The following is a 22,418-nucleotide window of genomic DNA, read 5'->3' on the forward strand; positions in this document are numbered from 1 at the left end:
CCGTGGGCGGCGGCGTGGGCACGGCCCACCGCGAGGACGGCCGCCCGAACACCTCAACCGTGTACATCCCCGCCCCCGACGGCACCCCTCTCGCCACCGATCTCCACCTCCCGGACACGCCGGGTCCCCACCCCGCCGTCGTGATCCGCACCCCCTACGGCCGCGCCGCCCACCGTGCCGAGCTGCGCGGCTGGGCGGCCCACGGGTTCGCGGCCCTCGCCCAGGACGTACGCGGCCGGCACGGCTCGCCGGGACCGTGGCACCCCTACCGGGAGCACGAGGAGGGCGACGGTGCCGCGACCATGGCCTGGGTACGCGAGCAGGCGTGGAGCGGCGGCGGCCCGGTCGTCGCCGCAGGCGCCTCCTACGCCGCCCACTGCGCCCTCGCCGCCGCGCTCGGCCCGCCCGGCGACGGCCGGCCGGACGCCGTCATCGCCGCCGTCCCCGCCCTCGGCCTCGCCGAGACCGCCCGCGAACCCGGGGGGCCCGAACGGCTCTGGGCCCGCGCCGGCTGGTGGGCCGCGCACGGCGACCGCCCCGACTCGGCCCCCGGCGCGCTGACCCGCGCCCTGGCCGAGGACCCCCGCCTGCTGGAGCACCTCCCGCTCACCCGGCTGCCCGACCGCCTGGGCCGCGCCCTGCCCTCCTGGCCCGAGCTCTGGGGCGCCTGCCCCCGTGGCCGGACCGTGCTGCGGGGCTCCGCCTCCCCGCTCCCGCTTCTCGCCGTGGGCGGCACCCGCGATCCCTTCGCCGAGGACACCATGGCGCTGTGGTCCGGCTGGGGCGGCCCCGCCCGCCTGCTGCTCGGGCCCTGGGGCCACCGCCTCACCGCCGACCGGACCGAGATCGCAGCCGACCGTGTCAACCTCGGTGCGCTGTACGTACGGTGGGCCCGCGCCGCACTCGCCGGACGGCTGGAACCCGAGCGGCGCGGGGTCATCACCCTCGGTGGCAGCGGCCGTTGGCACGGCGTACGGGGAGGTGACGCGCAGGGACCGACGGACTCCTCGACGCGCACCACCACCTGGCCCTTCGACGCTCCATCCGGCCTACGTCTTCTGCACGGTGCCGAGTTCACCGCCGACCCGGCCCGCCCGGTCCGCTCCGACGACCTGTCCGTACCCGCCGACGCCACCCCCGCCGATCGCTGCCTCCTCCTCTCCCCGCCCCTGCCCCGCCCCCTCGACCTCCTCGGGCCCGCCACCGCCCGGCTCCACGCCACCGCCGACACTCCCGCCGCCGACTGGGCCGTACGCGTCACCGCCCTCGACCCGGCCGGCCGTGCGGAGCCGCTCGCGTTCGGGATCGTCCGGCGCACCGACCCGCCCGGGGAGACCGTGGAGATCACCGTGCCCCTCGGCACCCTGGGCCGCCGGCTGCCCGCCGGGACGAGGCTCCGCACGGAGATCGCCGGACACCACTTCCCGGCCCACGCCCGCAACCCGCACACCGGCGAGAACCCGGTGACCGCCACCCGCCTCGCCCCGTCCCGCAGAGCCGTCACGGCCCGGGGCAGCGCCCTGCACCTGACCGTCGTCGCCCGGCGTCGTTACGTCGAGCCCGTACCGGAGATATGCCGTTGACCAGCACCCTGCCCATCGAAGCCCTGGTCGACCCCGTCTGCGGGGTGATCCGGGGTGTGGAGCCCGTCCAACACCCGGAAGGCGCGCCGCCCCGCTACACCGCGATGACCGCCGAGGTCGCCGACGCCCGCCGCCTCGGCGCCTGGCCCGCCGACCGGGTCTCGCTCGGCACCACCTTCGGGGACCCCGAGGGCGCCTGGATCGCCGCCGTCGCCGAGGCCGTGGAACGGTACTGCGGCAACCGCGTCCCGCCGCCCGGTCACCCCGACGCACCGCGCAGGGCCACGGCCGCCGAGCTGGAGGCGGAGGGACTGCGGCTGTACGGACCCGGGGCGGTGCCCTCGTACGCCTCATGGCAGCACGAGCGCCCAGGATTCCCGTACGCCCAACTCACCCCCGACACACCGGCACTGTGGACACGGGCCACCGAGAACGGCCGACCCTGCTGGGCCCCCGTAGCGCTCACCCACCTCAACTGGCGCCAGGGCGAGCTGCGTTCACTGCCTCGAACCCACCACCTCAACTACGCGGGCATAGCCACCGGCCAAGGCCTCGACGACGCCGTTGAGCGAGGGCTGCTCGAAGTCGTGGAGCGCGACGCCCTGGAGCTGTGGTGGCACCTGGACGGGCCCACCCGGGGCATCGACCCGGCGAGCGTGCCGGGCCTCACCGAGGACATGGCGGGCGCCGAACTGGACGTCCACATCGTGGAGATGCCCTCCGAGTTCGCCCCTTGCATGGCCGCCCTGGTCCACGACCCCCGGCGCGGGATCCACGCCGCCGGCTTCGCCTGCCGGTACGACCCGGCGGAGGCGGCCCGCAAAGCGGTGCTGGAGGCGGTGCACACCTGGGTGTTCACGCAAGGGGCGGTGGACGCCGACGGCTGGGTCCACCGTTCGGTGGAGGCCGGTCTCTTCGCCCGGGGCCTCTACCTGGACCACCGGTCCGACCGGCGCTATCTCGACGACTGCGGACCGCAGTTCGCCGCCGTACGGGACCTCGGCGCCCATGTCCAGGTCTGGCTGGACGACCGGATGGCCCCGCTGGCCCGCCGCTTCACCGAACCCGTCTGGGGCACCGTCCCCGTCACCGAGGTCGCTCCCGGCAGCCGCTCCGGCCTGGACGCGGCCCTCCGCGCCGGCGGCCACCGCGTGATCACCGTGGACCTCACGACCGAGGACATCGCCGAGACCGCACTGCGCGTCGCCCGTGTCCTGGTCTCCGGTCTGGTCCCCAACGCTCCCGCGGCCTTCGGCTACTTCGGCTGCGCGCGCCTCGCCGAGGCCGCGCTCGCCCGGGGCTGGCGGACCGACGTCCCCACTGGCCCGGCGGACTTCACCCTCGCACCGCCACCCCACATGTGATGGAGCGCGTTCCCATGACCCAGGCTCCTCCCGGCCTCCTGCGCCGAGCCCTGGCCGACGCCAGGTCACTCCGTGTGCCGCCCACCGTGCCGTACCTGCCGGAGCGTGTGTTCCCGTGGGGCGGCCCGGCGCTCTCTTTGGCGGGGGCCGGTGGAGGGGTGGACCTGGATCGATTCCTGCGGCTGTCGCTCGCCGCCCCCGACGGGTCGACGACGGGTCGGCTGCGGCCCGTCGCCTCGGCGGGCGCGCTCCATCCCGTACGGGCGCACCTGCTCGTCGGCCCCGGCTGCACGCTGCCGCCCGGGCGGTATGCCTACGACCCGCGCACCCACCGCGCCCATCCGCGCGGCCCGGCCCCCGCCGACGCACCCCCGGGGGCGGTCGTCGTCCTCACCGTCACGGCGGCCCGTACCGTCGCGCACTACGGGCACCGCGCCTGGCCGCTGCTCCTGCTGGACGCGGGCCACGCCGCAGCCGCCCTGGCGCTCGCCGCCGCACCGCACGGCGCACGGGTCTGCCTCGACGCGGACGGCGCCCAGCTCTCCGCGGCGGCGGGGCTGCCCGGACCGGCTGAGTGGAGCGAGCGGTGGCCCGGAACGGAGCCCGAACTCCCGATCCTGGCCATGTGGTTGTCCACAGCTCACCAGCCGGTCCCCGCAACTGGCCCGTCGGCCGCCTGGGCTGCCCTGCCCCACGCCACCGCCCCGACGCCGCAACCCGATGCCGCGTCCGCGCCATCTGCTGAACTCGCGCACACCCGGCAAGTGCTGGAACACCTGACAGCGGCCCCCACCCACCCCGCTCCCACCTGGCACCCCGCCCGACGCCGACCCGCCCCGCTGACAAACGACACCCTCCGTACGCGAAGGAGCGCGCCCACTTCCGACCTGGCGCACCCGCCCGCCCCGGACCCGCTCGCCCGGATCCTGACCACCGCCGAGGAGGCCCGGCCGGACGGACCCGCCTGGGCCGCGGCGATCGGCGGCGAGGCTCCGGCGCTCCTCACCACCGCCGGGGTCCTCGCCTTCGGTGACGCCCGCCCCACCCTCGCCCGCTGGGCGGCGGGCCAGCGGTGGATCGGCACGGCGGGCGCGGTGCTGGTTGCCCACGGCTGCCCCGCCGACGCCTCGCCCGCCCTGATCCGCGGCAGCCACCTCGCCGCCGGTTACGCCGCCGGGGTCGCCCAGGCCCACGCGACCGCGCTCGGCCTCCGCTCGCGCCCCATCGGCTCCTGGCAACAGGCCGACCTCGGTGCCGCGCTCGCCGACGCCCCCGGACACGACTGGATCGTCCACGGCCTGGCCCTCGCCGGGCCGGCCGATCCCGCACCATCCGCCCCACCGCCCCCGTCGGGCAAGGAAGAACGCCCATGATGCTCCACCCCGAACTCCTGCGCGCCGCCCGGTCTGCCCGCCGTCCCCTCGGCCGGGCCACCGCGCTCCTCGCCGCCGTCACCCTCACCCACCTCGCCCAGGCCGTACTGCTCGCCGTCGTCCTCTCGCGGATCGCCCAGGGAGACACGTCCGGCCTGGCGCCGCTCCTCCTCTCCGTGCTCGCCGTCGTCCTTGTCCGCGCCGTGCTGGGCCGCGCCCAGCGGCTGACCGCCGTCACGGCGGGAGCCGCCGTCCGGATCCGGCTCCGCGACACCCTGCTGGCCCGCCTCGGCGAACTCGGGCCCACCGCGATCACCGGCGCGCGGGCCGGAGCCGTACGCGCCACGCTCGTGGACGGCGTCGAAGGAGTGGACGCGTACGTCTCCCGCTACCTCCCGCAGGCGCTGATCACCGCCGCCGTCCCGCCGCTCCTGCTCGTCGCCGTAGCGCTCATAGAGCCGTACGCCGCCCTCGCCCTGGGGCTCGCCCTGCTGCTCGCGCTCTTGGGGCCGCGTGGATGGGACCGGCTGCTCGCCCGGCGGGGCAAGGACCACTGGGACTCCTACGAGGCCCTCGCCGCCGACTACCTGGAGGCGTTGCAGGGCATGGCCACCCTGCGCGCGGCCGGTGCCGTGGGCCGCGTACGGGAGAAGCTGGAGAAGCGGTCGGCGGCGCTCCACCGGGCGACCGTCGCCAAACTGCGGGTCTCGCTCGCCGACACCGGCCTCACCGACCTCGCCGTGCAGGGCGGCACCGCGGCCGCCGTCCTGGTGGCGTGCTCCTCGGCGGCCACCGGACGCACCGCCGCCACCGGGACGTACCTCCTGCTCATGCTCGCCTCCGAGTGCTTCCGCCCCATCCGCGACCTCTCCCGCGAGTGGCACGCGGGCTACCTCGGGGTCTCGGCCGCCGACGGGATCGCCGCCCTGCGCACCGCCGACCCCGCCGTCGCGGACCGGGGAGGGCGCTCGCCCGCTGGGACACCGCGCCCCCATCCGCTTCGAGGACGTCCACTTCACCCACCCCGGGGCGGGCCGTCCCGCCCTCGACGGCATCACCTTCACCGCACCCGCCGGGCGCACGACGGCGATCGTCGGGCCCTCGGGTGCCGGAAAGTCCACCCTGCTGAGCCTGCTGCTGCGCCAGCGCGACCCCGACAGCGGGCGCGTCACGATCGGCGGGACCGAGACCGCCGCGTACACCCTCGCCTCGCTGCGGCGGGGGATCGCCGTCGTCTCGCAGGAGACGTACCTCTTCCACGCCACGATCGCCGAGAACCTGCGCGTCGCCCGCCCCGCCGCCACCGACCAACAGCTGCGCGGCGCCGCCCGGGCGGCGGGCATCGACCAGGAGATCACCGCCTTCCCCCAGGGGTACGACACCCTCGTCGGCGAACGCGGCGCCACGCTCTCCGGCGGCCAGCGCCAACGCCTCGCCCTCGCCCGCGCCCTGCTGGCCGACACACCGGTCCTGATCCTGGACGAGGCCACCAGCGCGGTGGACGAGCGCGGCGAGGCCCGGATCGTACGGGAGTTGCTCGCGGCGAGCCGGGGCCGGACCTGTCTCGTCGTCGCCCACCGACTCGACGCCGTACGCCACGCCGACCACATCGTCGTCCTCGACGGCGGCCGGGTCGAGGCGTCCGGCGACCACAGCGGACTGCTGGCGGACGGCGGCGTGTACGCCTCGCTCGTCGCCGCGGGCCGCACCGCCCAGGAGGAACACGCCGCATGACCCCGCCCGACCCGAGCCCTTCCGGGGCCTGTACGCCCGCATCCGACCCCAGCCCCACCGGCGCCCGTACGACCTCGTCCGACCGTGCCGCTGACCGGACCCGTGCCCCCCGCCACCCCCAGGGCTCCGGCGCCCTGCGCTCACTCCTCCCCGTCCTCGGAGCCCATCGCGCCACCGTCCTGCGTACCTGTCTCGCCGCCCTCGTCGACCAAGCGGCCCTCGTCGCCCTGGTCACCCTCGCCGCCCACACGGTCGGCACAGCCGTCATCGGACACCGGCCCCCATCACCCACCACCGTGGCCGTCCTCATCGGGCTCGTCCTCCTCCGGGCGCTCGCCACCTGGCGGGAGATGGACCTCTCGCACGACCTCGCCTACCGCGTCCTCGCCGAGCTGCGCGTCCGGGTCTTCGACGGGCTCGCCCGTTCCGCCCCCGCGCGGATCGCGGGGCGGCGCAGCGGTGACCTCGCGGCGACCGCGCTCGGCGATGTGGAGGCGCTGGAGTTCTTCTACGCCCACGCCATCGCCCAACTCCTCGCCTCCGGGCTCGTCTTCGCGGTGGCCGCCACCCTGCTGGGCGTCCTCGGGCCCTGGCTGCTGCTCGCCGTCGTGCCCGCCGCCCTGCTTCTGCTCTGGTCGCCCCTGCTGGAGGCGCGCGGCCGGGCCGAGCGCGGGGCCAGGACCCGGGCCGCGCTGGCCGATCTCTCCGCGGAGAGCGTGGAGAGCGTCGACGGCCTCCGGGAGCTGCTGATGGCGGGCGCCCTGGGCCGCACCCGGGCCCGGCTGCGCTCCGGCGGCCGGCGGCTCGCCCGGGCCCAGCGGGCCGAGCAGTCCTGGGAGACGGGGGCCGGCGCGGTCCGTGATCTGCTCGTCGTCGCGGCTGTCATCGGGGTGGTCGCCGCTGCCGCCCATGCGACGGGCGGCGGGCGTCTCGACGGGGCCTGGGCCCCGGCCGCCATGGCCCTGGCCCTCGGCGCCCTGGCCCCGGTGGCCGAATCGGCGGCCGCACTGGGCCGGGCGGGCAGCCTGCGCGCCGCCGCCGCCCGGGTCCGGGCGGCCGTGCACGCCCCGGCCGGGGCCCCCGCCCCCGCTTCCCCGCTTCCTGTCCCGCCGGGTCCGCTGGGACTGCGGCTGCGCGGGGTCCGGTTCGGCTACGGCTCCGGCCCCGTTCTGGACGGCCTCGACCTCACCGTACGGCCGGGGGAGACGGTGGCCCTGGTCGGCGCCTCGGGGGCCGGGAAGACCAGTTGCGCCCATCTCCTGGCCCGCTACTGGGACCCGCGGGACGGGGCGGTGGAGCTGCTCCCGGAGGGCCGGACCCACCCCGTCGACCTGCGGGATCTCACCGAGGACGGCCTGCGCGCCGCCGTGTGCGTGGTGGGCCAGGAGGCTCCGCTCTTCCATGGCACCCTCGCCGAGAACCTCCGCCTCGGTGCTCCCGACGCCACCGATCAGGAGCTGGCCGCTGTCGTACGTGTCTGCGGCCTGGCCTCGGTCGTCGACGCCCTGCCCCAGGGACTGGACACCCCGGTCGGCGAACGCGGCGCGGCCCTCTCCGGCGGTCAGCGCGCCCGGGTGGCCCTGGCCCGGGGGCTCCTCGGCCGGCCCCGGGTCCTCGTCCTCGACGAGACGACGGCCCATCTCGACCACCGGGGCGACGAGGAGCTGGCGCGGGCGCTCGCGGCGGACTCCCGGGCCCGTACCCGTACGACCCTGATCATCGCCCACCGGCCCGCCACCGTCCGCCGGGCCGACCGCATCGCCGTCCTCGACGGGGGCCGCATCGTCGAGGAGGGCACCTGGGACGGACTGATCCGGACCGGAGGCGCGCTGACCCGGCTGTTCAGCCGGGCGGGGGAGAACCGGGAGGCAGCGGCGACGGCAGATTCTGCTCCGCCCAGATGATCTTCCCCTGGTGCGTGTAGCGGGTGCCCCACCGCCGGGCGAGCTGGGCGATGAGGAACAGACCGCGCCCGCCCTCGTCCGTCGTACGGGCGTGCCGCAGCCGTGGGGTGGTGCTGCTGGCGTCGGACACCTCGCAGGTCAGCACGGACTGGCGCAGCAGCCGCAGCCGTACCGGACCGGAGGCGTACCGGATCGCGTTCGTCACCAGCTCGCTGACGATCAGCTCCGTGGTCATCGTCAGCTCGTCCAGACCCCACTCCTCCAGCTGGCGGGCCACCTTGTTCCGGGTCGCGCCGACGGCCGCCGGGTCCAGGGGCACGTCCCACGAGGCCAGCCGGTCGGGGCTGAGGGCGTGGGTGCGGGCGAGCAGGAGGGCGATGTCGTCCGGCTGCGGTACGGGCAGCAGCTCCTTGACCACCGAGGAGCACAGCTCGTCCAGCGGCAGCCCCTCCCGCGAGACCGCCCGGCCCAGCCGGACCATCCCCGCCTCGGTGTCCTTGTCGGTGCCCTCGACGAGGCCGTCGGTGTACAGGCCGAGCAGGCTCCCCTCGATCAGCTCCACCTCCATGGCTTCGAAGGGGAGTCCACCCAGGCCGAGCGGGGGGCCGGAGGGCAGGTCGGGGAAGCTGACCTCGCCCTGCGGGGTGACGACCACCGGCGGCGGATGCCCGGCCCGCGCCATCGTGCAGCAGCGGGTCGCCGGATCGTAGACGGCGTACAGGCAGGTGGCGCCCAGCACCGTCGTGCCGCCCCGGTCGGCCTGCCCGCCCGTCGGCTCCTCCTCGCTCAGCCGCATGACGAGATCGTCCAGGCGGGCCAGCAGTTCGTCCGGGGCGAGGTCCATGTCGGCGAGCGTCTGCACGGCGGTCCGCAGCCGTCCCATGGTCGCCGCCGCGCTGATCCCGTGGCCGACCACGTCCCCGATGACCAGGCCGACCCGGGCCCCGGACAGCGGGATCACATCGAACCAGTCGCCCCCGACCCCGTCCTTCGCGTCCGCCGGAAGGTAGGAGGAGGCCACGTCCAGCGCCGTCCCGCCGCGCAGGGTGTGCGGCAGCAGGCTCTCCTGGAGCACCAGCGCCGCCGTGTGCTCCCGGGTGTAGCGGCGGGCGTTGTCCACACAGACCGCCGCCCGGGCCACCAGCTCCCGGGCCGGGGCCACATCGTCCTCGTCGAACGGGACCGGGTTCTGCGACCGGAGGAACGTGGCGACCCCGAGAACGGTGTCCCGGGCCCGCATCGGCACGGAGATCAGCGAGTGCAGCCCGAACTCCCGGATCCGGGAGGCCCGCACCGGCTGGTCCACGGCCCACGTGTGAGCGTCCGCGTCGAGCAGCGGCAACAGGTAGGGGGAGCCGGTGGCCAGGAAGTGGAGATCGCGCGCGGGCGGCACGAAGTCGACGCTCTCACCGATCCCCACCACCGCCTCGGGGCACCCCTCGCGTACCGAACTCATCCCCATACGGCGCATCGCGGCCGAGTCACCCGGCCCGGTGGGAGCCGGAGACGCACCGGGCCTGCCCAGCTCCAGCGGTGTCTCCAGCAGGTCGACGAAGACGAAGTCGGCGAACCGGGGCACCGCGAAATCGGCCAGCTCCTGGGCCGTGCGCTGTACGTCCAGGGTGGAGCCGATACTGGCCCCCGCCTCGTTCACCAGCGCCAGCAGTCTGCGCGCGTTCCACCGGTCGGTCACGTCCTGGACCATGTAGCCGATGCCGATCCGGTTCTCCTCGGCGTCCGCCAGCGGGAAGAACGAGCTCGAATAGGCCCGCCGGCGGTTCGGGTCGGACCAGCTCCAGCCCAGGTACTCGTAGTCCGTGACCGGTACGCCGGTCGCCAGGACCTGCCGCATCAGCCTCTCGAGGGGCGCGGCCAGCAGCCCGGGCAGCACTTCCGCGGGCCGCTGCCCCAGGCGCTGGTCCCGGGGGACCCCGCCGAACCGCTCCAGGGTGTCGTTGAGCCAGATGTAGCGCAGCTCCGGATCCAGCACCGCCATGCCGACCGGCGACCGGGTCAGGAACCCCTCCAGCACCGATCCGTCCACCGTCCACTGCGGGGCGCGCTCCCGCCCGGAGACCAGGAAGCCCTCGCGCCCGGCGACCAGGAACGACGCGGAGACCCGTACGTCCACATCGATCCGCCGGTCGTCCCGGCCACGCAGGGCGATCAGCCCGCTCCATCCCGCCCCGCCCCGGCCCCGGGCGGCGACAGCGGCCGTACGCCGGGGTCCGGGGCCTCCGCCAGCAGCAGGGCGGCCGAACGGCCGACCACCTCGGCGGCCGGGTACCCGAGCAGGGCCTCCGCCCCACGGGTCCAGCCGATCACCGTGCCGTCCCCGGCGATCACCGCCACCGCGTCGTCGCTCAGCCGCACGGGGCCCCGCGGATCCGCGTCGGGCAGCGGGCCGGGCCCCGCCGGGGGGTCATCGTCGGCGGATGCCATGCACCTCACCACCATCTCTAGGTTTCCATGGTCGCGCGTCACCCCCGAGTGCGCACCGGCCCGCCTTCCCGCCGGCGCTCCCGCACGGGCTTTCGCCCGTTCGGCGGCGTGACGCGGCGGGCCGTGTGCCCGTTGGGGGAGTGGCAAGCGGTTGCTTGCCCACCTGCCCCCGCGCTGGACCCGTGTGGGTGGACGGCTCCGGCTCCCCCGAGGAGGGCCGGAGCCGTTTCCATGCGCGGGTCAGTACCGGACGCAGATCTTGCGTTCCTTGAGCCACTGCCCCAGCCAGTCCCCGAACGGCACGGTGACGCACCACCTGCGGGTGACCGGCGGTTCGGGTGCCGTGGGCGTGGGCTGCACCGACGGCGTGGGCGAGGGCTCCACGGCCGGCGGGACGGTCGGAGCCGGGGGCGGCGTGGGGGAAGGGGTCGGGGCCGTGGTGGGCGGCGCGCTCGGGGTGGGCTTCACCGGCGCGGCCATCTCGGCGAGCTTCGTCCGGAACACCTTCGAGGAGCGCGGATTGCTCTTGCACTGCCACACCCCGTGCGGGCAGTAGTCCGTGATCGTCTGGTACAGCGGCTGGTGCCGGTCGATCCAGTCCAGCATCCGCCGCATGTACTCCGGGTTGTCGCCGTTACGGAAGAGCCCCCACTCCGGGAACGAGATCGGCTTGCCGCGCTCCGCCGCGAAGTCGACATGCTTCTGGAGGCCGTACGGGTCGTTGATCTGGTCGTCGAACGACTGGCCCGGCGGCTGGTCGTAGGAGTCCATGCCGATGATGTCGACGACGTCGTCGCCCGGGTAGCACTCGGTCCACGGCACCGCGTCCCGTCCCCGGCTGGGCGTGAAGTCGAAGCGGAACTCCTGGCCCGGCACCGCGCGCATCGCCGTCACGATCCGCTGCCAGTACGCCTTCCAGGACGCCGGATCGGGACCGCAGCGATGGGTGTACGTGGTGCCGTTCATCTCCCAGCCGAGCACGATCACCGTGTCCGGCACCCCCAGCGAGACCAGGCGCTCCGCCAGCCTGGTGAAGTGCTGGTCGTAGTCGCCCACCGCCCCCGCCCGCAGCAGCCGGCGGACCTGCGCGTCCGGGACGCGCGCCTCGTTCCGCTCCAGCATGGGCACGTTGAGGACGAACATCCGGTCCTTGTCCGCCTTGCGCCAGTCGGCCCAGGAGTCCAGGAAGTCGGGCGTCCCCTCGATGTTCACCCACAGGTCGCCCGGCAGGTAGGTGTGCCCCACCCGCAGCTCCGCGCCGCCGAGCCAGCGGGACAGGTCGGCCATCCTGCGTACCCCGGCAGGCCCGTAGTCCAGATAGGCGCCGTGGGCCGTGGAACCGGCGCCCCTGCTGCCCTGCGGCCCGGGGGCCGCGCTGTCCACGGAATCGGTGCCCGGCGGCAGCTGGCCCGCGATGCCGCCGCCCGCCAGGAGACTGAGAACGGCCGCGGCGATGCATGTGGTGATGAGTCGGCGCTTGGCCGGCATGACTCCTCCTGGCTACAGGGAAATTCCGGCCGCTTCGGCCCGATGGGGAGAGAGTTTCATCATCCTGCACCGCACGCTAATAGAGTGGTCCATTTATCGCATTCGGCGTTGCGAACGGGCCGATCAGGTGACGGCCGGGCCGAAGGTGAACGGCAGCGAACCGACGCGGTTGTCGAAATTCGAATCGACCAGCTTCGGTTCGCCCGTCTGCCGGATGACGGGCCGTCGGGTGAGCAGCTCCCGGAACAGGGCCGTCATCTCCAGCCTGGCCAGATGGGCGCCGAGGCAGTGGTGCGGGCCGCCGCCCCCGTAACCCAGGTGCGGATTCGGCGACCGGGTGATGTCGAAGAGATCCGGACGGGTGAAAACTGTTTCATCGCGATTGGCGGACGCGTAGAGCAGTGCGACTTTCTCCCCCGGGAGGAAAGTCCGGCCGCCCAGCTCGAATTCCGAAACGACGGTCCTGCGGAACTGGATGATCGGCGTCGAATGGCGGACGATTTCCTCGACGGCACCCCCGATGTACCGGCCGAAGTCCGACCGCAGGAGTTCCAGCTGCTCCGGATGGCGGTCCAGCAGGGACAGCCCGTGCGCGATCGCGTTGCGGGTGGTCTCGACCCCGGCCACCAGCAACAGCGAGAAGAAGGCGCCGAGATCCCGCGAGGAGAGCCCTGCGCCGTCGATGTCCGCGCGCACCAGGGCCGAGACGAGATCGTCCTGCGGGTGGCGGCGGCGCTCGTGCGCCAGCCGCGCCATGACGCACTGCATCATCGCCAGCGACGCGATCCCGCGCCCGGGGATCCGCAGCCTGGCCCGGCCCCGGCGCGCGACCCCCACATGCTCGGAGGCGTGGTCGATCTGCCCGGCGATCCGCGGCCGGTGCTCGGCGGGGATACCCATCAGGTCGCAGATCACCTCCAGCGGCAGCCGTGAGGCCGCCGACGGCATGAAGTCGCCGGGACGCTCGGCGATCATCTCGTCCACCAGCCGGGCGGCCAGCCGGTCGATGTTCTCCTCGGTGGCGGCGAGCAGCCGGGGGGTGAAGCGCCGGGAGATGATGCGGCGCAGCGCCGCGTGCTCGGGCCCGTCCATGTTGACCATCGAGTTCCCGAACAGCGCCTTCGCCCAGCCGGCCGGCTCCGGGGTGGTGACCCCCGGGGCGCTCGCGAAGACCTTCGGGGTGCGGCTCGCGGTCAGCACGTCCGCGTGGCGCACCAGCGCGTAGAAGGGCTTTCCGGAGGTACGGGCGGTGCCCGGCCGGGGCGTGAACAGCACGGGTGCGTCCCGTTCCCGCAGCCGGGCGAAGGCGGCGAGCCGCTCCGGGCGCGGCAGTTGCCAGAAGACCGGGTCGGCCAGGTCGCAGTGGGCCGCACGATCACCGGACAGCTGATTCGGCACGGTCATGTCCATCCACCTCCACGAGTTCGCGAGGTCATCGTCCGGTCCGGTGCGCGCCCCGCCCTTCGCGACGCGGGCCCCCGGCGCGGATGGCCGCGCAAGGTCACGCGTTTGACGGAACGCGGGGCACGCCGCGCCCACAAGAACCGTTTCCCCTCCGGCTCGTTGCCACCATCGCCAGCAACAGCACCTCGAACGAGCCGAACGAGAGGCAGTCACCCATGAGCCGAACCACGGATCCGGGCGGCGCACCGCGTGGAGCACGCGGTCCGTCGCGCCGGATCGTCCTGCGTACCGCCTTCACCGCGGCCGTGGCCGCGGGCACCGCCGCGGTCCTCCTGCCGCTGTACGACGACGGACCGGGCAGTGCGCCCGCACCCGCGAAGGGGCCGGGCCACACCGCCGCCGGGGCGGAGGAGTTCGCCGAGATGTACCGGGGCCGGGAGATCCGCGGGTCGGTGACCGTCCTGGTCCCGGCCGGCGAGGCGGGCGGGACCGGCCAGGGGGAGCCGGTCACCGAGATCCGCATCGACGGCCGCCCGCTGCACGTCATGCGGCGCGCGGACGGCACGTACCTGAGCGATGTCACGCACTACGAGTCGTTCCCCACGCTCCGCGAGACGGCCCGCGCCGCCGTGGACGAGCTCGGCACCGCGCGGCTCGCGCTCTCCGCCTCGCACCACACGTGACCGTCGCACCGCAGGTGGAGGCCGCACGGCACGTGACCGTCGCAGCGCACCTGACCGTCGTACGGCACGTGAATGTCGCACCGCATGTCAACCAGGAGGACCGGAACCGGTGTACACCCGCAAGAACCAGCGCGACCTCACGCGCACCGAGAAGCGGCGCCTCGTCGACGCGATCCTGAAGCTCAAGCGCTCGGGCCGCTACGACGACTTCGTCGTCATGCACCGCGAGTACTACGTCATGGACACCGAGAACCGGCCGCGTCCCGCCCATATGACGTCGTCGTTCTTCCCCTGGCACCGCCGCTACCTGCTGGAGTTCGAGAAGGCCCTCCAGGCCGTCGACCCCGGCGTCAGCGTCCCCTACTGGGACTGGACCCAGGACCGTTCCACCACCTCCTCGCTCTGGGCGGAGGACTTCCTCGGCGGCAACGGCAGGCCCGGGGACCGGCGTGTCACCACCGGCCCGTTCGCCTTCGACGCGGGCAACTGGAGCGTGGGCCGCGGGGTCACCGACCAGAACTGGCTCACCCGCAACTTCGGCAGGCCCGGCAGGAACCCGGTCTCCCTCCCCACCGCCGAGGACGTGGCGCGGGCGCTGAAGGACCCGGTCTACGACACCGAGCCCTGGAACAGCATCAGCACCGAGGGGTTCCGCAACCGCATCGAGGGCTGGGGCATCCACCGGGTGCGCCCGGTCGGCAACCACAACCAGGTCCACCAGTGGGTCGGCGGCCCGATGGCCGGAGCCGCCTCCCCCGAGGACCCCGTCTTCTGGCTCCACCACTCCTTCATCGACCTGCTCTGGGACCGCTGGCGGAAGGCGCACCCCAAGGCCGCCTACCTGCCGGGCCGCAAACCCGCCTCACCCGGCCGGGACCGCGACTACGTCTTCGGCCTCGACGACCCGATGCCCCCGTGGAACGTCACCCCCAGGAAGCTCCTCGACCACAGCAAGGTCTACCGCTACGCCTGAGCGCGCACCACAGCGAAACGGCCGGCCCCTCCGGGAAGGAGGAGGCCGGCCGTCGCCGTGTTACGGGGAGATCAGCGGCCGTAGCCGTAGTCGCCGCCGTCGTCGTGGCCACCGTCAGCGTTGACGCAGGTGTTGCCGAAGGCCGGGTTCAGCAGGCCGACGACGTTGATGGTGTTGCCGCAGACGTTGACCGGCACGTGGACCGGGACCTGGAGGACGTTGCCGGAGGCGACACCGGGGGACCCGATGGCCGCACCCTGGGCACCGGCGTCCGCGGAGGCCATGCCGGCGCCGCCGGCGATGAGGGCACCGGTGCCCGCCATGACGGCGGCGACCTTCGTAATACGCGACATCAGAACTCCTTGTAAGGAAGGGGGGTTGCAGCGGAGCACGAGGCCCGCATGCCCTGACAACGCGTAAGAGGCCCGGCGGTAACGGATCAAAGGCCAGGCGACATCGCGGGTGTTGTCCTACGGCCTGTCGCCGCCCGCCTCACCGCCCGATGACCGGAAGCGTGGTAAGCCGCTCGTGCCAGTCCCGCGCGGCGGGGAACCGCGCCTTCACGGTCTCCACGGCCCGTTCCCGTACCGCCACCTGCGACTCCCGCAGCCGCAGCAGCGGCTCCAGACCCGGGCGGGCCAGCAGCAGCCGCTGGTTGACCACCGTGACCGGCTGCCAGTGGTTCTTGTACTGCTCGGCGCCGCGCAGCAGGCTCAGCACCTCCCGGCCGGTGTCCGAAGCCTGCTGGGCCACCTCGCGCAGCAGCATGGTCGACACATCGACCTTCCGCTCCCGCAGCCCTGGGTCGGCCCCGTACAGATAGCCGCCCGTCAGCTGCCCGGACTGGAGCGAGAGGTTGGCCGCCACGACCTCGCCACCGATACGGAACTCGGTGACGGCGGCCGTGCCGTTCCCCACCATCCGCCCCACCGACCGGACCAGGTGGTCGGAGAACCGGGCCCGCAGGTGCTCCGGGTTGACCCCCCGGTCACGCCACTGGAGCTCATGGAGCCGCAGCAGGGTGCCGATCGCCGCGGGCACCTGGTCCCGCGGGACCGTCCGCGCCTCCACACCGAGGGCCTCGACCCTGCGCAGCTTGGCCCGCAGCCGCTGGCCCCGCGAGCCGGTGAGCCGCGCCACCAGGTCGCCCAGCGGCTCGGCGGGCAGCTCCATGCAGGTCGAGTCCGTGAGCCGGCTCCGCGCGCCCGGCCACCGGCCGAACAGCAGCTGCGCCGACGCGTCCGGCCGGACCTCCCGCAGATCGACCACGGTGTGCCGGGCGGCCCGGTCCAGACCTCTCTGGAGTGCGCCGACCGCGTACCCGGCCTCCTCCTCGTCCAGCAGGATGTCGAAGAAGTCGGAGATGGCCCCGCCCATCGGCACCAGCAGCGGCATCGGACGGTGCACCAGCATCAGCGGCGCCGCCCCGATCAGCCGCCCCGAACGGCGCACCAGCAGGACCCGCAGCCTCCCCTCCTGGCCGTAGGAGATCCACCAGGAGTGGAGCCACGCATGGCTCTGGAACGGGGTGGCGGTGGCGCAGCGGCGGTGCAGCGCGTCCCACTCCCCGGCGAGCGCGCCGAACTCCCGGAAGTCCCGGCAGAGCGTCACGGTGAGGCTGCCCGCCCGGTCGGCCGTCATCGCACGAGCTCCCGGTCGTCGGTGGCCGCGTGGTCCTCGGCGGCGGTCGGCCCGGGCACCTGGGCGGAGACGCTCCAGCCCGCGCGCCGGGGCCGTACGAGCAGCACGAGGCCGCCCAGCAGACCGCCCGCGGCCGCCCCCACTGCGGTGCCCAGCGGCACCGACGGCGAGACCGGCTGGTCGGGCTTCATCGCGTGGGTGAACTTGATCAGCTTCACCCCGGTGTCCTTGGAGACATGGCCGCTGCTCACGATGACGGCCTCGATCACCGCGTTGGCGATGTCGGCCGCCTTGTCCGCGCTGTCCGACGTGCCCGTCACCGCGATCATCGGCGAGTCGGGGGAGGTCTCCGAGCGGACCTGGGAGCGCAGGGCACGCATCGGCTCACCGGCCGCGCCCTGGGCGTAGGAGAGCGTCGCGTCGCTGGTGACGAGGCGCCCGTAGGACTGGGCGTAGCCGAGCGCCGCCCCGGGGGCCGTCTCCTCCTCGGCGACCGCCATGGCGTAGCTGGTGGCCTCGTACTGGGGCGAGGCGAGCAGCCCGTACGACAGCCCGGACGCGGTGCCCAGCAGCACGCAGACGGGCAGGGGCCACCAGTGGGGCAGCCGGGTGAGGGCGGTGCGCAGCTGGGCGGGGGCGGTGCGCAGCCGCTCCCGCAGGACGGCGGGTCGCTGCTGCTCGGGAGACTCGGTCATGAAAGGGCTCTCCGGTTCGGTGGGGCGGTGTCGAGGGCGTACGCGTACACGTCCATCAGGCGCTCGCTGCTGCGCCGGATGTCGTAGTGGCCGACGGCCCGTGGTGGCGGGCGGCGGTCCGGGCGGGCCTGTATCCGCTGCCGCAGCACGGCGGTCAGCTCGTCGGGGCTGCCGGCGATCCGGGTGGCGCCCGGGGCGTGGGCGGCGGACAGGTCGTCGATGGCCGGGCAGGCGTCGTGCAGCACGGGCAGCCCGGCCGCGAGCGCCTCCACGGCGGCCAGCCCGAACGACTCCTCACGGGATGTCGATACGAAGGTGTCGACGGCGCTCAGCAGGGCCGGGACCCCGGGCACCGGGCCGCCTCCGCCCGCCCCGCACTCCCCGAGGAGCCGGATCCGGTCCGCCGCCCCCAGTTCGGCCGCCAGGGTCCTGAGCGGACCGCCCTCCGGCCCGTCGCCGGCCAGCAGCAGCCGGGCCTCCGGCAGTGCGGCGACCGCCCGGACCAGCACGTCGAACCGTTTGCCGGGCACCAGCCGGCCCACCCCGCCGACCACGAACGCGTCGTCGGGAATCCCCAGCGCCGCCCGCACGGCGAGCCGCCGGTCCGGGTCGAAGCGGTAGCGGTCCGCGTCGATGCCGTTGGGCACCAGCCGGATCCGCTCGGCGGGCACCCCCCAGTCCCGCAGCCGCCCGGCGACGGTGGAGGAGACCGCGACGGTGGCCGCGCCCAGCCGCTCCGTGGAGAGGTAGAGGGCGCGGATGCCCCGGGTCAGCGGGCGGCCCTCGATCTCGGCGCGCCCCAGGGAGTGTTCGGTCGCCACGGCCGCCCGCACACCCGCGAGGCGCGCCGCGATCCTCCCGTACACACAGGCCCGGTAGAGGTGTGTGTGGACCAGGTCGTAGCGGCCGTCGCGGATCAGCCGGGTCAGCCGCCCCACGGCCGAGAGGTCCCGGTTGCCGCGCATCCCCAGGTGGATGACGCGCACCCCGTCGGCCCGCAGGCCGTCCGCCACCGGGCCCGGGTTGGTGAGCGTCACCACGTCGCACTCCACCGGCAGATGGCGCAGCAGCAGCCGCAACTGCTGCTCGGCGCCGCCGACCCCGAGCCCGGTGATGACGTGCAGCGCCCTCACCGGGGGCCGCCCGCCCGCACCGGGGAGGCCGTACGCGAGCCCCCGCCGGGGACCGCTCCGTGGCGCAGCCCGTGCCGCAGGTCCTTCGCCCAGAGCCGTACGCCCCGGTCCGCCTGGCTGATGTGGGTGCGGGGGAGGGCGAACCGGCTGATCAGCGGGCCGGGGGCGAGCGCACAGCCGTACCCGTACCCGGCCCGGCGCACGGCTTCCGCCACCCGCCGGTCCAGTGTCCCGTACGGATAGCAGAAGCCCTCCGGCAGCGCCCCGGTCAGCTCACCGATCAACTCCCGGCTGCGGACCGTCTCGTGGCGCAGCTCCTCGTCCGCCAGCGTGGTGAGGTCCTGGTGCAGCAGACCGTGCGAGCCGACCTCCATCCCCGCCTCGGCGACCCGGCGGATCTCGTCGTGGGTGAGCAGCGGCTTGCGCGGACCCAGCGGGTCCCACTCGTTCACACCCCCCGGCCGCCCCGGCAGCACGAACACCGTCGCGGTGCAGCCGTGGACGCGCAGCACCGGCAGCGCCTCCTGGAGGAAGTCCCGGTACCCGTCGTCGAAGGTCAGCCCGACCAGATCCCGCCTCCCCGCCGCGTGCGCCCGCATCAGCTCCGACACCCCCACCCCGCGCAGCCCTCTGCCGCGCAGCCACGCCAGCTGCTCGCCGAGCCGCCGGGGGGCGACGGTGATGCCGTACGGGTCGTCGCCGGCGTCGGTGACCGAGTGGTACGTGAGGATCCAGGGCTGACGGCGGGTGTGCGGGCGGAGCCGGGACGAGGGAGCGTCGGCGCGAGGTGCCGAGGGGTCAGCGGCCATCTGTAAACCTCCGTCGGATGAGTGCCAGCAGGGAGACGACCTCGGGCGAGCGCAGGGCCAGCCCGGTCAGGAAGAAGACGACGGGGACGAGGACACACCCCGCGGCCAGGCTCAGGACCGCTTCGGGGAGCAGCGGCGCCGCCGCCCAGCCCGCCGCCCCGGCCACCAGCGCGGCGCCCGCGAGCCGGCCCAGGGACAGGGCGACCGCCCGGGCCCGGATCGGGACCACCCGGGTGCCCAGCCCCATCAGCAGGAGCAGCGCGGTCGTGCTGATCCCGATGGCGTTGGCCGTGGCGATGCCGTCGACGCCGAAGCGGTACGTGAGCGCGTACCCGGCGCCCATCGTGACGAGGAGCCCGGTGCCCATGGCGAACGCCGGGAACCAGGTGGGCCGCCCGGACGAGAAGAACGGCCGGCTCAGCGCGCCGACGAGACAGTGGCCGAGCAGCCCCGCCGCGTAGACCCGCATCACCTGGGCGGTGGCCTCGGTGTCGGCGGTGTCGAACGCGCCGCGCTGGAAGAGCAGATCGATGATCTGGGGCGCGTAACCGAGCACGACCGCCGTGCCGAGCAGCACGACCATGCCCGCCAGCGCGAGATCCCGCTCCACCCGCTGCCGGGCCTTCTCGTGGTCCCCGTCGGCCATCGCCCGCGCGACGACGGGGAACGTCACCGTGCAGATCATCAGCGAGAGCACCATCGGCATCTGCGCGACCTTCTGCGCGTAGTTGAGGTGCGAGATGGCGCCCGCCGGGAGCGTGGAGGCCAGGAACCGCTCCACCAGCACCTGCGACTGACGGCTCACCACGAACAGCACGACCGGGGCCAGGACGGTCACGCCCAGCAGGGGAGCGGTGCGCCGGGCACGCTTCCCGGGCCGCCTCAGGCGGGGGCGTGCCAGGGGCAGCAGCCGCAGGAAGGTGGGGAGTTGGGTGAGGATCATCAACAGGCTGCCGACGGCGACGCCCGCCGCCGCCGCCCGTACGCCCCACACCGAGTGCAGCGCCAGCGTCATGCCGATGATGCCGAGGTTGTACGCGACGTAGACCCCGGCGGGCGGCAGGAAGCTGCGGTGGGCGCGCAGGGCGGCGCTGAAGTAGCCGGTGATGCCGAAGGTGAGCACGGTGACGGCGGTCAGCCGGGTGCAGTCCACCGCGAGGCCCGGGTCGGCCAGTCCGGGGGCGAGGATTCCGACGACCCAGGGGGCGCCCGCCATCAGCAGCGCCGCACCGGCCATGAGCAGGACGCAGAGCCGGGGGAGGGTGGCCGCCACCAGTTCGCGTACGGGGTCGGGACCGGGCTCCCCGGCGGCGTCGGCCTCCCCGGCGGACTCGCCGCCCTTCGCGGCCTCGGCGTCCGCGCGGCGGGTGAGGGCGAGGCTGAAGGCGGGGACGAGGAGGAGCGCCATCCCGTCCTCGATCAGCAGCGTGGCCGCCATCTCCGGCACGGTCCAGGCGATCAGGAACGCGTCGCTGGCGTCGCTCGCGCCGAAGTAGCGGGCGATGGCCTGGTCCCGTACGAGGCCGAGTACGGCGCCGACCACGGTGAGCACCGCCGTGGCCGCCGCCGCGCGGGCGAGGAACGCCCCGAGTCCGGGAGCCTCGCCGCCGCTGGCGGGCTCCGGCGCGGCCTCGGCCGCAGTGGTTCCTGTGGGGCCGGAGCCGGGGGGCTGGCCGGGACCCGGGAGCAGGGGAGCGGCGGCGTGCTCGCGCGCGGAGGCATCGCCGGGAGGCGCCTCGCGGGACAGCGCTTCCGGGGCCGGGCCCTCCTGCGAGCGGGCTTTCGTGGAGAGGCCCTCCCGGGAGCGGGCCTCCGCCTCCGTTCCCGTACCGGTGTCGCTCACGCGGTGCCCGCCTTCTCCGGCTCGGCCAGCGCCCACCAGGCGGCGAGTCCCAGGACGACGCCGCCCAGCACGGTCGTGGGGCCGCCGATGTCGGAGTACAGGAAGTTGACGCTCTGCCAGGTCATCAGGGCGACCGCCACCAGCCCGCAGTCCACGGCCGTGTGGCCCCGCGAGCGGGCCCGGACCAGCCGGCGTACCGCGCCGACGAGGATCGCCGCCCAGCTGCCGGCGACCGCCGTCAGACCGATGAGGCCCTGCTCGCCGAGGACGAGCAGATACATGTTGTGGGGGGAGAGCAGGGCCTGCCTGCGGAACTCCTGGCCCGCCCCCGCCGTGTCGCTGCCGGAGGAGAGGCCGATCGAGGCGTGGGCGTCGCGGTGGGCGGGGAAGCCCTTGAGCCCGACCCCGGCCACGGGCCGCTCGCGCCACATGGAGCCCGCCGCGCTCCACATCGTGTAGCGGTCGTTGACCGACCGGTCGGGGGCCCGGGTCACCTGGGTCACGCTGGCGGCCCGCTCGGCGATCATCTCCGAGCCGATGCCGAACCCGCCGACCAGGACCACCCCGGTGGCCCCGAGGACCGCCAGCGAGGTCAGCGCCTGCCGACGGCCCGTCAGGGCCAGGGCGACCAGGAGGGCGACCGCCGTGGCGATCCACACCCCCCGGCTGAAGGAGAGGGCGAGCGGCACGGTCAGCCCGACGGCGACGACAGCGGCCGCGGGGCGGAGCCAGGCCGGAGCGTCACGCGGGGTCCGCAGCGCGAACGCGGCCGCCGCGAGCAGTCCGTAGGCGACGACCGTGGCCATCCCCATGATGTCGCTGGGCCCGAACGTGCCGACCGCCCGGACCTCCTCGCCCATGTACGAGGCGCCGGTCCCGGTGGCGTACTGGTCGATGCCCACGACACCCTGGACGAGGGCGAGGACCACCAGTGCGCCGGCCACGATCCGGAACTCCTGGGCGTCCTTGAGCAGCAGGCAGACGGCGGCCGGGACGAGCACGAAGACCTGGAGGTAGCGGACCAGGCCCGGCAGTGCGGCGGCCGGGTCGGCGGCCGTCACCGTCGCCACCGCGAAGCCCACGGCAGGCAGCCCCAGCACCAGGGCGGCGGCCCCGCCGAGCGGGCGCTGCCGGAGGTACAGCAGCCGTCCCACGCAGACCAGCACCGCGATGCCGGAGGCGATGTCGGCCGGTCCCACGCCGCCCCCGACGGCGTACGGCAGAGCGGGCAGCAGGACGGTCGCGATCAGCGGGAGCAGCGGCCACCGGCTCCGCCACCCGCCCCGGTTCGGACGCGGAACGGCACGGGCCGGGGCCAGGGGCGCCGGTGCGGTCAGGGTGGCGGCCAT

15 protein-coding genes and 2 pseudogenes are annotated in these 22,418 nt (G+C 74.7%); 7 read left to right on the top strand and 10 right to left on the bottom strand.

The genetic code is table 11. The features are described from left to right. Positions 1 to 59: 59 nt before the first annotated feature. The 5 genes and pseudogenes from D6270_RS31695 to D6270_RS31715 all read left to right on the top strand — a co-directional run bounded on the left by D6270_RS31695 (position 60) and on the right by D6270_RS31715 (position 7,958). Positions 60 to 1,583, top strand: coding sequence for a CocE/NonD family hydrolase (locus tag D6270_RS31695; RefSeq protein ID WP_109167194.1), 1,524 nt, complete (start codon positions 60 to 62; stop codon positions 1,581 to 1,583). Next, positions 1,580 to 2,947 (top strand): YcaO-like family protein, encoded by a 1,368-nt coding sequence (locus tag D6270_RS31700; RefSeq protein ID WP_204117024.1) that lies wholly within the window; start codon positions 1,580 to 1,582, stop codon positions 2,945 to 2,947. The genes D6270_RS31695 and D6270_RS31700 overlap by 4 nt, the downstream gene beginning before the upstream one ends. 14 nt (positions 2,948 to 2,961) lie before the next feature. After that, positions 2,962 to 4,320: a nitroreductase family protein gene (locus tag D6270_RS31705; protein ID WP_109162284.1), complete on the top strand. Its 1,359-nt coding sequence runs from the start codon at positions 2,962 to 2,964 to the stop codon at positions 4,318 to 4,320. Next, positions 4,317 to 6,054, top strand: a pseudogene (locus D6270_RS33875) (ABC transporter ATP-binding protein/permease). The gene D6270_RS31705 and the pseudogene D6270_RS33875 overlap by 4 nt, the downstream one beginning before the upstream one ends. Further along, positions 6,051 to 7,958, top strand: a complete 1,908-nt coding sequence (locus D6270_RS31715) for an ABC transporter ATP-binding protein (protein ID WP_225977094.1) — start codon at positions 6,051 to 6,053, stop codon at positions 7,956 to 7,958. The pseudogene D6270_RS33875 and the gene D6270_RS31715 overlap by 4 nt, the downstream one beginning before the upstream one ends. On the opposite strand, the pseudogene D6270_RS31720 reads toward D6270_RS31715, so the two are convergent. From D6270_RS31720 to D6270_RS31730, 3 genes and pseudogenes are all read right to left on the bottom strand, one after another. Beyond that, positions 7,897 to 10,400: pseudogene (locus tag D6270_RS31720) on the bottom strand (SpoIIE family protein phosphatase). The gene D6270_RS31715 and the pseudogene D6270_RS31720 overlap by 62 nt on opposite strands. Before the next feature lie 240 nt (positions 10,401 to 10,640). Continuing rightward, positions 10,641 to 11,888 carry a glycoside hydrolase family 26 protein gene (locus D6270_RS31725; protein ID WP_109162282.1) on the bottom strand — a complete coding sequence of 416 codons (1,248 nt, stop codon included), beginning with the start codon at positions 11,886 to 11,888 and terminating at the stop codon, positions 10,641 to 10,643. Positions 11,889 to 12,011: 123 nt separating this feature from the next. Continuing rightward, positions 12,012 to 13,292 carry a cytochrome P450 gene (locus D6270_RS31730; RefSeq protein ID WP_109162281.1) on the bottom strand — a complete coding sequence of 427 codons (1,281 nt, stop codon included), beginning with the start codon at positions 13,290 to 13,292 and terminating at the stop codon, positions 12,012 to 12,014. Positions 13,293 to 13,507: 215 nt separating this feature from the next. Here D6270_RS31730 and D6270_RS31735 point away from each other — a divergent pair, with 215 nt between their 5' ends. Next, positions 13,508 to 13,975, top strand: coding sequence for a tyrosinase family oxidase copper chaperone (locus tag D6270_RS31735; RefSeq protein WP_109162280.1), 468 nt, complete (start codon positions 13,508 to 13,510; stop codon positions 13,973 to 13,975). Positions 13,976 to 14,084: 109 nt separating this feature from the next. Beyond that, entirely contained in the window at positions 14,085 to 14,948 is an 864-nt protein-coding gene (locus D6270_RS31740) for a tyrosinase family protein (RefSeq protein ID WP_109162279.1), read from the top strand. Positions 14,949 to 15,019: 71 nt separating this feature from the next. On the opposite strand, the gene D6270_RS31745 is transcribed toward D6270_RS31740, so the two are convergent. The 7 genes from D6270_RS31745 to D6270_RS31775 all read right to left on the bottom strand — a co-directional run bounded on the left by D6270_RS31745 (position 15,020) and on the right by D6270_RS31775 (position 22,418). After that, the gene (locus tag D6270_RS31745) at positions 15,020 to 15,301 is read right to left on the bottom strand and encodes a chaplin (RefSeq protein ID WP_109162278.1); all 282 of its coding nucleotides are present in this window, start codon (positions 15,299 to 15,301) and stop codon (positions 15,020 to 15,022) included. Positions 15,302 to 15,440: 139 nt separating this feature from the next. Next, positions 15,441 to 16,589, bottom strand: a complete 1,149-nt coding sequence (locus D6270_RS31750; protein ID WP_109162277.1) for a GNAT family N-acetyltransferase — start codon at positions 16,587 to 16,589, stop codon at positions 15,441 to 15,443. Beyond that, complete coding sequence (locus D6270_RS31755) at positions 16,586 to 17,284, bottom strand: YveK family protein (RefSeq protein ID WP_109162276.1); 699 nt, start codon at positions 17,282 to 17,284, stop codon at positions 16,586 to 16,588. Before D6270_RS31755 ends, D6270_RS31750 begins: the two co-directional genes overlap by 4 nt. Further along, entirely contained in the window at positions 17,281 to 18,417 is a 1,137-nt protein-coding gene (locus tag D6270_RS31760) for a glycosyltransferase (RefSeq protein ID WP_109162275.1), read from the bottom strand. Before D6270_RS31760 ends, D6270_RS31755 begins: the two co-directional genes overlap by 4 nt. Further along, a complete protein-coding gene (locus D6270_RS31765; protein ID WP_109162274.1) occupies positions 18,414 to 19,226 on the bottom strand; it encodes a polysaccharide deacetylase family protein in 813 nt (270 codons plus the stop codon). Before D6270_RS31765 ends, D6270_RS31760 begins: the two co-directional genes overlap by 4 nt. Continuing rightward, positions 19,216 to 21,069, bottom strand: a complete 1,854-nt coding sequence (gene murJ, locus D6270_RS31770) for a murein biosynthesis integral membrane protein MurJ (RefSeq protein WP_391040393.1) — start codon at positions 21,067 to 21,069, stop codon at positions 19,216 to 19,218. The genes D6270_RS31765 and murJ overlap by 11 nt, the downstream gene beginning before the upstream one ends. Beyond that, positions 21,066 to 22,418, bottom strand: a complete 1,353-nt coding sequence (locus D6270_RS31775) for an O-antigen ligase family protein (protein ID WP_109162273.1) — start codon at positions 22,416 to 22,418, stop codon at positions 21,066 to 21,068. Before D6270_RS31775 ends, murJ begins: the two co-directional genes overlap by 4 nt.

Origin of the sequence: Streptomyces griseus subsp. griseus, assembly GCF_003610995.1 — a bacterium.
GTDB lineage: Bacteria > Actinomycetota > Actinomycetes > Streptomycetales > Streptomycetaceae > Streptomyces.